Annotated in this window: 10 protein-coding genes and 1 tRNA gene; 9 read left to right on the forward strand and 2 right to left on the reverse strand. The window is 70.7% G+C overall.

Annotation, left to right across the window (positions count from 1 at the left end):
• Positions 1 to 120: 120 nt before the first annotated feature.
• From EF387_RS22285 to EF387_RS22305, 5 genes are all read left to right on the forward strand, one after another.
• Positions 121 to 1410 (forward strand): extracellular solute-binding protein, encoded by a 1290-nt coding sequence (locus EF387_RS22285; RefSeq protein WP_128378361.1) that lies wholly within the window; start codon positions 121 to 123, stop codon positions 1408 to 1410.
• Between the two features lie 14 nt (positions 1411 to 1424).
• On the forward strand, positions 1425 to 2381 hold the full coding sequence (locus EF387_RS22290; protein ID WP_128378362.1) for a carbohydrate ABC transporter permease: 957 nt from the start codon (positions 1425 to 1427) through the stop codon (positions 2379 to 2381).
• On the forward strand, positions 2378 to 3274 hold the full coding sequence (locus EF387_RS22295) for a carbohydrate ABC transporter permease (RefSeq protein ID WP_128378363.1): 897 nt from the start codon (positions 2378 to 2380) through the stop codon (positions 3272 to 3274). The genes EF387_RS22290 and EF387_RS22295 overlap by 4 nt, the downstream gene beginning before the upstream one ends.
• A 12-nt stretch (positions 3275 to 3286) precedes the next feature.
• The gene (locus EF387_RS22300) at positions 3287 to 3925 is read left to right on the forward strand and encodes a hypothetical protein (protein WP_128378364.1); all 639 of its coding nucleotides are present in this window, start codon (positions 3287 to 3289) and stop codon (positions 3923 to 3925) included.
• Between the two features lie 104 nt (positions 3926 to 4029).
• Positions 4030 to 6768 (forward strand): exo-rhamnogalacturonan lyase family protein, encoded by a 2739-nt coding sequence (locus EF387_RS22305; RefSeq protein ID WP_128378365.1) that lies wholly within the window; start codon positions 4030 to 4032, stop codon positions 6766 to 6768.
• A 48-nt stretch (positions 6769 to 6816) separates the two neighbouring features.
• Here the strand turns inward: EF387_RS22305 and EF387_RS22310 are convergent, their stop codons facing one another.
• Complete coding sequence (locus EF387_RS22310) at positions 6817 to 9288, reverse strand: SCO7613 C-terminal domain-containing membrane protein (RefSeq protein WP_238431636.1); 2472 nt, start codon at positions 9286 to 9288, stop codon at positions 6817 to 6819.
• Between the two features lie 102 nt (positions 9289 to 9390).
• On the opposite strand from EF387_RS22310, the gene EF387_RS22315 reads away from it, so the two are divergent.
• Together EF387_RS22315 and EF387_RS22320 are read left to right on the forward strand one after the other, a co-directional pair.
• Positions 9391 to 9876, forward strand: coding sequence for an SRPBCC family protein (locus tag EF387_RS22315; RefSeq protein ID WP_128378366.1), 486 nt, complete (start codon positions 9391 to 9393; stop codon positions 9874 to 9876).
• A 39-nt stretch (positions 9877 to 9915) separates the two neighbouring features.
• Positions 9916 to 9987: transfer RNA gene (locus EF387_RS22320), tRNA-Val, on the forward strand.
• Between the two features lie 310 nt (positions 9988 to 10297).
• Here EF387_RS22320 and EF387_RS22325 read toward each other — a convergent pair.
• Complete coding sequence (locus EF387_RS22325; protein WP_128378367.1) at positions 10298 to 11023, reverse strand: 3'-5' exonuclease; 726 nt, start codon at positions 11021 to 11023, stop codon at positions 10298 to 10300.
• A gap of 188 nt (positions 11024 to 11211) precedes the next feature.
• On the opposite strand from EF387_RS22325, the gene EF387_RS22330 reads away from it, so the two are divergent.
• Both EF387_RS22330 and EF387_RS22335 read left to right on the forward strand, forming a co-directional pair.
• Entirely contained in the window at positions 11212 to 11775 is a 564-nt protein-coding gene (locus EF387_RS22330; protein ID WP_128378368.1) for a DUF4365 domain-containing protein, read from the forward strand.
• A complete protein-coding gene (locus EF387_RS22335; protein WP_128378369.1) occupies positions 11772 to 13004 on the forward strand; it encodes a hypothetical protein in 1233 nt (410 codons plus the stop codon). Before EF387_RS22330 ends, EF387_RS22335 begins: the two co-directional genes overlap by 4 nt.
• Positions 13005 to 13056: the final 52 nt, after the last annotated feature.

A 13056-nucleotide genomic window follows, 5' to 3' on the forward strand; every position in this document is an offset into this window, starting at 1 on the left:
CATCAATTTCTGTCCGAATCGTTGACGCGCCTCAAACCCCTCCGTACCTTGTGCCAGCAAGCGCTTACTTGAAACGATTCATGACTTGGTTCATGACGGCGGCTGCGGGGAGGCCTGGCTGTGCAGGACAACGGGAGAGTGGAGCGACGCGCGGTGCTCAAGGCGGGCGGCGCCTCGGTGGCAGCGCTCGGATTAGCCGCGGCGGGCTGTGGCGGCAACAGTGGCGGCTCGGGCGGTGACGGCACCGTCGAACTCCGCTTCGCCTGGTGGGGTGCCGAGGAGCGGTCCAAGAGGATCAACCAGAGCATCGCGCTCTTCGAGAAGAAGTACCCCAAGATCAAGATCAAGCCGGACTTCACGGACTACGTGAAGTTCTGGGAGAAGTTCCAGACCCAGGCCGCCGGCGGCAACCCCCCGGACGTCTTCCAGAACGCGATCGCCTTCGTGGCCAAGTACGACAAGCGCGGCGTTCTGCTCGACCTCAAGTCGCAGGTCGACGCGGGCAATCTGAACATGAAGGGCTTCCGGGCCGGGCTGGAGAAGGTGGGCGAGCTCGACGGCAAACTGCTCGGCGTGCCCGTCGGCTCCAACACCATGTCCCTCGTCATCGACCAGAAGGTCTTCGACAAGGCGGGCGTCAAGGCGGAGCAGGGCTGGACCTGGGACGAGTTCTTCGCCGCGCTCCAGAAGATCCGGGACAAGGAGAAGGTCGCGGGCGACACCGGCTACCACAGCGTCATGTACCTGTACGACCTCTACCTGCGGCAGAACGGCAAGGCGTTCTTCACCAAGGACGGTCTCGGCTTCACCGAGGCGGACCTGACCGAGTGGTGGACCGACGCCTACAACCGCGTCAAGGCCGGCATCATCGCCGACCCCAAGAAGGTGGAGCAGATCAAGCCCAAATCGGCGCTTGCCGACGGTCTTGCCGCCTGCGAGTTCACCTGGGACAACTTCGCGGTCCGCTACGCCACGGAGGGCGACAGCACCTACAGCCTGGCGCCGCTGCCGACCACCGACGGCAAGAAGACCGGCCAGTACCTCTCCTCGCTGATGCTGAGCGGCTCCGCGCGCACCAAGCACCCCAAGGAAGTCGCGCAGTTCATCGACTTCATGGTGCACGACCCCGAGGTCGGAAAGATCATGGGGTACGACCGCGGAATCCTGTCCACCACGGAGCAGTTCGAGGCGTTCCAGCCCAGCGATCCCGAGGCCAAGAAGATCGCCGCGTACGAGGACCAGGTCGCGAAGGCCGGTCTGCTGGAGGAGATCACTCCCCACCCGGCGGGTGCGGACACCGTCGAGGCCGCCTTCCTGCGCATCGCCGGTGACGTGTCCCAGGGCACGTCGAAGGTCTCCGAGGCCGTCAAGCAGTTCTTCTCCGAGGCGAAGAGCGCTCTCGAAGCCTGAGAAGAGGAACAGCAGTGACGCTCGTCAAGGAATCACCCGCCGTGGTGAAGGCCAGCCCCGCGCCCCCCGCCGCCGCCCGGCGGCGGGGCCGTCGGGAGAACCTCGCCGGCTATCTGTTCATGTCACCGTGGATCGTCGGGTTCCTGCTGCTGACAGCGGGCCCGATGGTCGCCTCCCTCTACTTCGCGTTCACCGACTACAACCTCTTCAGCAGCCCCAAGTGGGTCGGCCTGGACAACTTCACGCGGATGTTCGACGACTCGCGTTGGCAGAAGTCCGTCGAGGTCACCGCGAAGTACGTGGTCATCGGCACGCCGCTGAAGCTGCTGCTCGCGCTCGGCGTGGCCCTGTTGCTCGCGCAGAGCCGCCGCGGCCAGGCCTTCTACCGGGCCGCGTTCTACGCTCCGTCGCTCATCGGCGCCAGTGTCTCCATCGCCCTGGTCTGGCGGGCGCTGTTCTCCGACGACGCCATCGTGGACCGCTCGTTGCGGCTCTTCGGCGTGGAGATCGGCGGCTGGGTCGGCGACCCGGGCTGGGTCCTCTACTGCCTGGTGGCCCTGACCGTCTGGCAGTTCGGCGCACCCATGGTCATCTTCCTCGCCGGGCTCAAGCAGGTGCCGCGCGAGCTGTACGAGGCGGCCGAGGTGGACGGCGCGGGCCCGCTGCGCAGGTTCTGGTACATCACCCTGCCGATGATCTCGCCGGTGGTGTTCTTCAACGTCCTGCTGGAGACCATCCACTCCTTCCAGATCTTCGGCTCGGCGTACGTCATCTCACCCAACGGGAACTGCGGACCGGCCGACGCCGTACTGGTCTATACCTGTTATCTGTACCAGAAGGGCTTCGACGAGGCCCAGATGGGCTTCGCCTCAGCCATGGCCTGGATGCTGCTGCTTGCCGTGGCGCTGGTGACGGCGGTCCTCTTCTGGTCGCAGAAGAAATGGGTGCACTACGAGGAGGACGCCCGATGAGCACCACCACAGCCACCTCGGCCACCGCGCCCACCTCACCCGAGCCGTCGGGGCTCGGACGGCGGCGTACCGGTTCGCTCGTCTGGCACGTCAGCGCCCTGCTGGTCCTCGTGGTCGTCCTCTACCCGGTCGTCTGGGTGATCGGTGCCTCCTTCAAGCCCAGCAAGGAGATCGTCGGCAGCCTGGAGCTGTTCCCGACGGAGCCGATCGTCGCCAACTTCAAAGGGCTGGCGGACGGAATAGCCGACATCCCGATCGCCACCTTCTTCCAGAACTCCCTGTTCTACGCGCTCGGTGCGGTCGTCGGCATCCTGGTCTCCTGCTCGCTGACGGCCTACGCCTTCGCGCGGATCCGGTTCGCCGGCCGGAACCTGATGTTCTCGTTGATGATCGGCACGCTGCTGCTGCCGTACCACGTGCTGCTGATCCCGCAGTACGTGATGTTCCAGAAGCTGGAGCTGATCAACACCTACGTTCCGCTGCTGATCGGCAAGTACCTGGCGACGGAGGCGTTCTTCGTCTTCCTCATGGTCCAGTTCATGCGCAACCTGCCCAAGGAACTGGACGAGGCCGCCCGGCTCGACGGCTGCGGACACCTGAGGATCTACTGGTCGATCATCCTGCCGCTGTGCCGGCCGGCGCTCATCACCAGCGCGATCTTCACCTTCATCAACGCCTGGAACGACTTCATGGGCCCGCTGATCTACCTCAACGAGCCCGGCAACTACACCGTCTCCCTCGGCATGATGATGTTCATGGACCAGGAGGGCGTGGCCAACTACGGCGGCATGATCGCCATGTCGCTGGTGGCGCTGCTGCCCGTGCTGGTCTTCTTCCTCGCCTTCCAGCGGTACCTGATCGACGGTATGGCGACCTCCGGGCTCAAGGGCTGAGGGGCGGCCGGCATGGCTCTGACGCGAACGGCCGGACGGAGCGAGGCCCGGGCGGCCCGGGCCCGGGCGAAGTCCCGCAGACCGCCGCGCGAATCGGTGCTCGCGGAGAGGTTCGCCCTCTTCGCCGAGTCCCTGCTGACGGGGGTGTGGATCGCGGTGGCCGCCCTGCCGCTGGTCACCTACCCCGCGGCGTTCGCCGCCGGAGCCCGGCATCTGCGACGACGCGTCGCCCATGAGGGCGGCGGCTGGCGGGAGTTCGTCGCCGATTTCCGGTCGGCCGTGCGCGGCGGCTGGCTCGCCGGGCTGGCCGGCTGGGCCGCCGCGGTCGCGGTATGGGTGGACGTCCAGGCCGTTCGGGCCGGGCTCCCCGGTGGCCCGCTCGCCGGAGCCGTGGGCCTGTTCGCCCTCATCGGGCTGGCTGTCGCCGGGCTGCGCGCGGCAGCGGTGTGGGAGCCCGGTGCCGCCTGGCGCGTCCTGCTCGCGGCGGCCGGGCGCCGTACGGTCCTCGACCCCGCGGGGTCGTTCCTGCTCGTCGGCGGGCTGGCCGTGGTGGCCTGTTCCGCCTGGTTCGTCGCACCGCTGGCGGTCCCGGTCCTCGGGGCCGTCGCGGCGGCGGCCGTCGCGGTGGAGGAGCGCTACCGCCGCCGCTGAGTGTTCTCGCAGGTCGGCGCCGACGGCGTCGCACCTCTATCTGTCATGCCCCTGACCACGCGTACGCGCAAGCCTCCCGCACGGAAAGGAAAGGCTGAATTCCCATGTCTCCCATCCCCCGCAGGTCTCTCCTCAAGGCCGCCGCCGTCGCCGGGGCCGCCGCCCAGTTCAGCTGGGCCCTCGGCGGCCAGGAAGCACAGGCGGCGCCGAGAGCCGAGCCCGGCGACGCGGACCCGGTGACCCTGGACTGGCTGGAGGACGGCGGCCTCGGTGCCGCACCGGGCTCGACCGTCGGCGTGCCCTGGCCCAAGGGTGCCTACGAGGCCGGCCAGACGTTCGCGCTGAAAGACGCCGACGGCAAGGACGTCCCCGTCCAGTCCTGGCCCATCGGGTACTGGCCGGACGGCTCGCTGAAATGGACCGCCCACGCGGTCGGGGCGGGCGCGGGCGCCGGGAAGCTCACACTCACCGCCGGGACACCCGCCGCGCCCGAGAAGAAGGTCACCGTCGACAAGAGCGGCGGAACCATCGACATATCGACTGGGGTCATCACCGCGAAGATCGGCAAGAGCGGCTCCACCCTGGTGAAGTCGGTCAGGCGGGGCTCCACCGAGATCGCCAAGGACGGCCGGCTCGTGCTGATCCGGCAGCCCGAGATCGAGGACGGCGACCAGGGCGCGGCGAAGTACGAACGCTTCGAGAGCGCGATCTCCGAGGTGGCGGTCGAACAGGACGGACCCGTCCGCGCCGTCGTCCGCATCGACGGCAAACACCGCAAGGGCGGGCGCAGTTGGCTGCCGTTCTCGGTCCGCCTCTACTTCTACGCGGGTGCCGAGTCGTTCCGCATGGTGCACACCATCACCTACGACGGGAAGCAGGAGCCGGGCAAGGCGAGCGGAGACTTCATCCGCGGACTCGGCGTGCGCTTCACCGTACCGATGCGGGACGCCGCCTACGACCGGCACATCCGGATCGGCGGCGAGGGCACCGGTCTGCTGCGCGAGGCGGTCAAGGGCATCACCGGACTGCGCCGCGACCCCGGAGCGGCCGTGCAGGCGGCCCAGTTCAAGGGGGAGAAGCTGCCCGACCCGTCGACCTGGGACCAGCGCGTCACCACCCGGCTCCAGTACATCCCCGAGTGGGGCGACTACACCCTCTCCCAGCTCTCCGCCGACGGCTTCACCGTCCGCAAGCGCACCAAGAAGGGCCACGGCTGGATCGGCGCCGGCGGCGGCCGCCGGGCCAGCGGCTTCGGCTATGTGGGCGGCGCGAGCGGCGGACTCTCCTTCGGACTGCGCGACTTCTGGGAGAAGTACCCGGCCCAGCTCGACATCCGCGACGCACAGACCGACGAGGCCGAGGTCACCCTCTGGCTCTGGTCCCCCGAGGCGCAGCCCATGGATCTGCGCTTCTACCACGACGGCATGGGCCAGGACACCTACCCCGAACAGCTCGAAGGCCTCAACATCACCTACGAGGACTACGAGCCCGGCTTCGGCACCCCTTACGGCATCGCCCGCACCTCCGAACTCCTCTTCTGGGCCAACGCCTCCACGCCGGGCCCCGAGAAGCTCGCCGAGCAGGTCGAGGCCGTCCGGGTGCTCCCGCAGCTCGCCGCCCCGCCGAAGCACCTCATCAAGGCCAAGGTCTTCGGCGGACTGTTCTCCGAGCCCGATCGTTCCACCCCCGCCAAGGCGAAGATCGAGGACAACCTCGACTTCCTCTTCACCTACTACAAGGACCAGGTGGAGATGCGGCGTTGGTACGGCTTCTGGGACTACGGCGACGTCATGCACTCCTACGACACCGCCCGCCACCAGTGGCGCTACGACATCGGCGGCTACGCCTGGGACAACTCCGAGCTGTCGCCGGACCTCTGGCTGTGGTTCGGGTACCTGCGCTCCGGCCGTGCGGACATCTTCCGCTTCGCCGAGGCGATGACCCGTCACACCGGTGAGGTCGACGTCTACCACCTCGGCCAGTGGGCGGGCCTCGGCACCCGGCACGGTGTCCAGCACTACGCCGACAGCGCCAAACAGCAGCGCATCGCCAACACCACCTACCGCCGCTACTACTACTTCCTCACCGCGGACGAACGCGTCGGCGACCTCATGCACGCCAACGTCGACTCCGACGAGACGTTCCTCGTCCTCGACCCCATCCGCAAGATCCGCACCGAGCCGTACACACCCGACCGCAACGCCCTGTCGGTCGGCTTCGGCACGGACTGGAGCGGGCTGGTCTCCGCGTGGCTCACGGAGTGGGAACGCAAGGGCCCCAAGTGGGACAAGGCCAAGGCCCGCGTGCTGTCCACGATGGAGACGATCGCGGCCCAGCCCAACGGATTCGTCCAGGGCAGCGGCCTGTACGACCTGGACACGGGCAAGTTCGCCGTCGCCGACAAGCCGGTGGTCTCCGTCTCCCATCTGTCCGCGGTCTTCGGCCTGAACGAACTGTGCGCGGAACTGATCGGCCTCGTCGACATGCCGAAATTCAAGGAGGCCTACCTCGACTATTGCCGCTACTTCAACGCCACCAAGGCCGAACAGAAGGCCCGCTACGGCAGTGACTTCGGTTCCCTGCTGCTGTTCCAGGGCCACTCGCGGCTCGACGCGTACGCCGCCGTCCAGACCGGGGACGAGGCACTCGCCAAGCGCGCGTGGCAGAAGTTCTTCAACTCCGACGACTACACGTCGTCCACGCCCTGGACCAAACAGAAGGTGAGCGGCCCCCTCGCCCTGGTGGCAGGCGAGGAGGCTCCCTGGGTCAGCACCAACGCCACCTCGATGTACGGCCTGGCGGCGATCGAGAACCTGGCGCTGCTCGGGGACAAAATGCCGTAACCCCGGCGACAACCGAGCGCCGGCCCACCGATGCGCGGGCCCCGTGGCTCAGCGCATCCTGCCAAGCACCTCCCGCACTCGTCGTGCGTCGCGCAACCGCTGCTCGTACGTGGCACCCAGCGCGAGCAGCGCAAGACCGGCGAGTGCGGGAGGCAACCAGCGCGGCAGCACGCCCGCCAACTGGACGAGATACGGGGACAGTTCGTGCAGCGCCACCAGGGCGAGCGTGCCGCCGCCGAGCAGGAGCGGAGCCTGCAGCCGGTGCCGCGCACCAGCCAGGGTGATCAGCAGCGCGGCCGTGCCGAGCAGCAGTGGCCGGACCCAGTCCGGGTCGCCCAGGACCGCGAGCAGACTAGGCACGAGCGCGGTCGCGAGGCCGGGCCCGTACGCGGTCCAGGACGAGACCCGCGGGTCACGCAGGTGCCGCAGTACGCCGACGACCAGCGCCGGTAAGGCCGCCGGCAGCGCGTACGCCTCCGGGGTGCCGACGCCCCACGACGCCAGCCGGACCCAGGTGGCGAGGACGAACAGGGCCCCGGCGGCGTAGCCCACGCCCCGGCGGTCGGCGCGGATCGCCGTCCCCGCCGCGATCACCCCGGTCAGCGCGAGGACCAGGGCCAGCACGGGCGGCTCGGACAGCGTGAGGGCGACGGCGAACGCGGCCGCCGCGGCCCCCGCGATCTCCACCGGAACGGGGTTCGCGAGCCGCGGCGCGAGCACCGCCACGGCCAGTGGAACCAGCAGCACCAGCAGGGCGACGAAGTGTGCCTCCCAGCCGAGGGCCGCACCGGCGGCGCAGGCGACGCCGGTGGCGTAGGCGACCGACGCGCAGCAGGCGGCCGAACCCACTTGCTGCCACCGCCGGGTGAGGTAGCCACCGCCCGCGAACAGCACGGCCAGTACGGGGAACACGACGAGCGTCGCGCTCCTGTCGGCCAGGGCGAGGCAGGCGAGGCTCAGGGAGGTCAGGAGTGCGAGCAGCGCCGCGGTGACGGCGAGGTACTGGCTCTGCTGCTCCGACGGCGTTGCGGCGGGTGCGGGTTCGGTCTCCGAGGGCGTGGCGCCGGACCGCGGCCGCCGGTGCCGCGAGAGATACGCGGCAAGGGCCAGGGCAGCCGCCGTCACCAGCACCTCGGTCGTGAGCGCCGCGGGGTAGGGGAGTGCCAGCGCGGGCGGAAGGACCAGCACCGCCGCCCAGACCAGGACCAGGGCGCCGACCAGACTCCCGGGACGCCGGGCGGCGGCGGGCGCCGAGGCCAGGACGACGGCGACGACGGCCAGGACCAGCGGGGCCACCGCCGAGTCCGCGAGCCAGGGCGTGCCCACGGTGACCGCCGCCCGCGCGTCCGCGGGCGCCCCCGACCACACCCGGGACGTCCAGTCGACCGGGCCCGCGAGGCAGAGCGTGAACGGCAGGAGCGTGGTGAGCAGGGCGACACCCTGCACGGCTCCCGAGGCCAGGAGGAAACCGCGCCGCACCGCTTCGGGCACGGAGGAAGCGCGCAGCACGGTCAACAGGGCGACACCGCACAGCAGATACCCGAGAACGGTCCAGTCGCCGGGCAGCACCGAGCGCGGGATCCCGCCGACCGCCGCGACGAGGAGCAGACCCGAGGCGCCCGCGGCGACCGGCGCCCCGCGTCCGGTGCCCGGCTGCCACGCCGCCGCCAGGGCGATCGCCGCGGCCGGCATGAGCAGGGCCGCCGCCTTGGCCGCGTCGCCCGGCCCCGCCGCCGACCAGGAGAGCGACCCGGCGACCAGAACGGCCCCCGCACCCACCGAGCACCCGCCCGCCACGGCGACGATCCGCACCGTCCTGAGCGAGACCCGCAGCGCCACCAGGACGTCTGCCGCCGCAGGGGCCAGCAGGGCGCCCGTGATCATGTAGGGACCCGCGTTGTTGGAGACCACCCACAGGAGGAGGGGAAGGTGGGCGGCGGCCAGGGCGGCGGGAAGGGGCAGCCGCAGGGCACCCAGCGCGCGGCCGTACGCAGTCCAGGTCGCCGCCAGTACCGCCGAGGCCACCGCCATGTATCCGATGCCGTCCGAGTCCGGGAACGCCACCTCGTGCAGCGCGTAGGCGTCCAGCAACGTCAGGGCCATCCCGAGGCCGGCCACCGACTCGGCCGTGGAGCGCAGGCCGCGGCGCAGCAGCAGCGCGGGTGCGCCGAGCGTCGCCAGCGTCACCGCGCCGAGGACCGCCGCGCGGCCGCCGATGCCCAGATGGCCCCAGCTGACCAGCGTGAACACCATGGCCGCGATCGTGAGCAGAACGCCGCCGAGGAGCAGCAGCACATTCTGGACACCGGGTGCCGTCGCCTCGGGACGGTCGCCGGTCGGTGCCGGGGCACGCCAGACCGCGGCACCGGCCCATTCACCCCCGGCAGTCGGCGAAGGGGGCGCCAGCACGCTCAGCAGCCAGGCCCGGCGGGCCAGCAACTGCGCCCGGCGGGCGTCCAGTTGCCGCAGTTCGTTCTCCAGCAGCCGCAACTCTTCGGCCGGTGGCGGAAAAGTGGTCATGCTCCGGAGTGTGGCGGCCGTCACCTCGTCCGGCATGAGCACGCGTACTCATCCCGTACTCAGAAGCACCGGTCCACGGACGGAAGAGGGCAGACTCCACTTATGGACTGGAAGCGCTCGAAACACCGGAACGACTGGAGCCACTACCGCTTCCGCAGCCAGTGGGCCCTGCCGGTGCCGCCCGCCGTCGCGTACGCGGTGCTCGCCCGGGCCGAGGACTACCCCCGCTGGTGGCGCCAGGTCCGGGAAGTCACCAGGATCGACGACCGCACCGGCACCCTGCGGATCCGCTCGGTCCTCCCGTACGACCTCGTCCTCACCGCCCGCGAGGAACTCCGCGACCCGGTGGCCGGGATCCTGGGCATCGCGATGACGGGCGACCTGGAGGGCTGGGCCCGCTGGACGCTCACCGCCGCCGACGGCGGAACCCGAGCCGTCTACGACCAGGAGGTCGATGTGACCAAGCCGCTGCTGAAGCGGTTGGCCGTGCCGGGGCGCCCACTCTTCCGCGCCAACCACACCCTGATGATGCGGGCCGGACGGCGCGGGCTGCTCGCACACCTGGCGGCGACCAACCAAGCCGTTTGAACCAACCCCGCACGCCCCTGTATTGTTCAGTCCGTTCCCGGGCGATTAGCTCAGTGGGAGAGCGCTTCGTTCACACCGAAGAGGTCACTGGTTCGAACCCAGTATCGCCCACGAAGTCGAAGGCGACCCGTGTCCACGGAAAGCGTGGACACGGGTCGTCTTCGTCGTTTTCTGCGCGGCTTCGCCGCGCGTTGTGGGGGCTTCGCCACCCACACCCCCGGGACGGGGTGGGGGTTGGCCGCCCGCCGTCGCCGGGGCGGGGTGGGAGTTGGCCGCCCATACCCCCGAGCCGAGGTGGGGCTTCGCCACCCACATCCCCGAGCCGAGGTGGGGCTTCGCCACCCACATCCCCGAGCCGGGGTGGGAGTTTGCCGCCCGTGTCCCTGAGCCAGACGGAGGCCCTTTGTCGAGCTGGTGGGGTTCAGGCGGCCGCGGGCAGTTCCGGTCGCAGGGGCCACGCCGGATCCACCGCCTCCTCCAAGCCACTGCGGGCGAACCACGCCTGCAGGCCGCGAGCCTGCGCCGCGTGCCACACGGCCTGGAGCGTGTGCAGTTCGCCGGGGCTGAGCCGATCCAGCCGGGCCGCGAAACGGCGCCCGACGGCCCGTACGACATCCAGCGCGGCCAGCGCGTCCGCCGCCGCGTCGTGCGCGCCCTGCAACTCCACGCCGTAGTGCGCGCACAGATCGGTGAGCGTGCGCCGGCCCTTGCGGTAACGGTCCAGGTGTTTGTCGAGCACACGCGGATCCAGCACACGCAGCGGCACCGTCTCGAACCACCGGTTCAGCGACGACGCGCGGTGCCGGCGCAGTTCCCGGTCCAGGAGCGTCAGATCGAACGGCGCGTTCATCACCACGAGCGGGCGCCCCGCCGCACTGTGCTCGGCCAGTTCCCTGACTATCTCGTCCATCACCGGGGACGGCCAGCGGCCGTTGCGCCGCAGATGATCCTCCGTCAGTCCGTGCACCTCCGTCGCCGCGGCGGGTACCGGAACGCCCGGGTTGACCAGCCAGCGGCGCACCCGCGGCCGGTTGCCCGGAGCGTCCTGGACGACCACGGCGGCCGACACGATCCGGTCGGTCTCCACGTCCACGCCCGTGGTCTCGGTGTCGAACGCCGCCAGGGGCCCCTCGTACCAACACGTCATACCTACACAACCCCTCGTTCACCCCAGGGCAGTTGACGCGCCGTCCGCTGACGCTCCGTGAAATATCCTGCCCGTTTAGTGATACCCGTACTGTTTGCGCACTACGCAGGGTGGACACAACAGAGATACGGGCCTTGCCAGTTCAGAGGCCCGATACGGGGATTCACGGCTTTCGAAAGGCTGTTGGCATGGCACTCGCGCAGCCCGAACAGGGCGGGCTGCTGCCCCAGACGGCATCGCACCGAGGCACGCTCGCCACCACCGCCTGCATGGAGACGCTCCAAGTGGGCTATCTGCACGCCGTCGCGGCAGCCGCCGGATGCTCCCTGTCGCAGCCCTTTCCGGACAACGGCATCGACTGGCACGTCAGCCACAGCGCACCCGGGCACACCGTCGACGACGAGGTCACCATCAAGGTGCAGCTCAAGTGCACGTACCAGATAGCGCCCAATCCCCCCGGCCCGGCCTTCTCCTTCACGCTCGACAACGACCACCTCACCAAGCTGGCCCGCAGCCCGGTGTCGGTGCACAAGATCCTGGTCGTGATGATCGTGCCGCGCTCCCAGGACGACTGGCTGCGCGCCAGTCACGACCGCCTAGACCTGCGGCACTGCTGCTACTGGACCAACCTCGCCGGACACCCCGTCACCGGCCGGCGCAGGACCACCGTGCGGATACCGACCACGCGGATCTTCGACGACCGGGCGCTGTGCGAGATCATGACGCGGGTCGGGACGGGAGGGAAACCGTGACACACCGCCCGCTCGACGAGCCCCTACGCCCCGTCAGGCCCCACCCGGCGGAGCCCCGGGACGTGTGGTCGCAGCCCCCCGACCCCGGCCGGGTCGACCCCGCCGTGCTCGGCGCCCTGCTCCACCGGCACGGCTGGCAGCGCCGCGGCGGAGCACCCGGACGCTACGGCCGCTGGACGCCGCCCGGACCCGGCGGCGGCGCCATGAGCCTGCTGGTGCCGGAGACCCGGGCCTTCCCCGACAGCGACGACCTGCTCGGTGAGGCCCTCGACGCGCTGGCCCGCAGCGACTCGCCCGCCGCCCGCGAGGTCCTCGTCGCGCTCGCCGTGCCCAGCGACGAGATCCGCTGGTGGCGCGACGTACCGACCGGCCCGGTGGGCGTCGCGGCCTGGACCGTCGAGGAGCAGCTGCGCACCGCCGCCCGCCGGATGATGCTCGCCGGCGCCCTCGCGGTGCGCGCCCGGGCCGGTTACCACGGCGCCCGCCACCGCCGGTCCGCCACCGCCTCCCTGGACGACGTCCTCGTCGGCGCCGCGCCCGGCGGACGGCAGCTCACCGCGTTCGTGCCCGTGGCGACCGGGCGGCCCCTGGCCGTACTGCTGCACCAGGCGCTCTACGCGGCCCGCGAGGCAGTCGACTACCAGCGCGCGACGGGCGGCATGGAGGCCTTCGACGGCGCGGTCGAGGCGGGCGTCAGCCACGACCTCACCGAAGGGCTGGTCGCCCTCGTGCGCGGCACCGCGGGCGCCCGGATCGCCGTCGAGTGGGCGCCCGCCGCCGGTGTCCCCGAAGGCTGCGCGACCCGCTCCGAACCCGTCGAGTTCTCGCCCGGCGACCTGCCCGCGCTGCGGGCCGCAGGCGCCCGCTATCTCAGGGAGGAGCCGTCGGTGCCGGTACGGCTCACCGGCGCCGTGACCCGGCTGCGCAGGGCCGGCCCCCGAGGCGAGGGAACCGTACGGCTGCGGGTGCTCGCCGGCGCCGAGATCCCGCACGTCCGCATGACACTGGACGAGGAGTCGTACCGGATCGCGGGCCATGCCCACCTCCTCGGGCTGCCGGTGCGGGTGCGCGGACGCCTGGAGAGCCGCGGCGGCTTCCGGCGGCTGACCGGGGCATCCGGGGTGACGCCGGTGGAGGTCGACGAGGCCGAGCGGGACCGGCTGATGAAGTCGCTGCAGGAGACAGCGGAGATCGCGGCCCTCTTCGGGGAGGCGTGCGGAGGGGACTGAAACCCGTTGGGCGCCCTCGGGAACGGTTAACCGTTTCGCGGTGGGCACCCCC

This window comes from Streptomyces cavernae, assembly GCF_004023625.1.
Classification (GTDB): Bacteria; Actinomycetota; Actinomycetes; order Streptomycetales; family Streptomycetaceae; genus Streptomyces; species Streptomyces cavernae.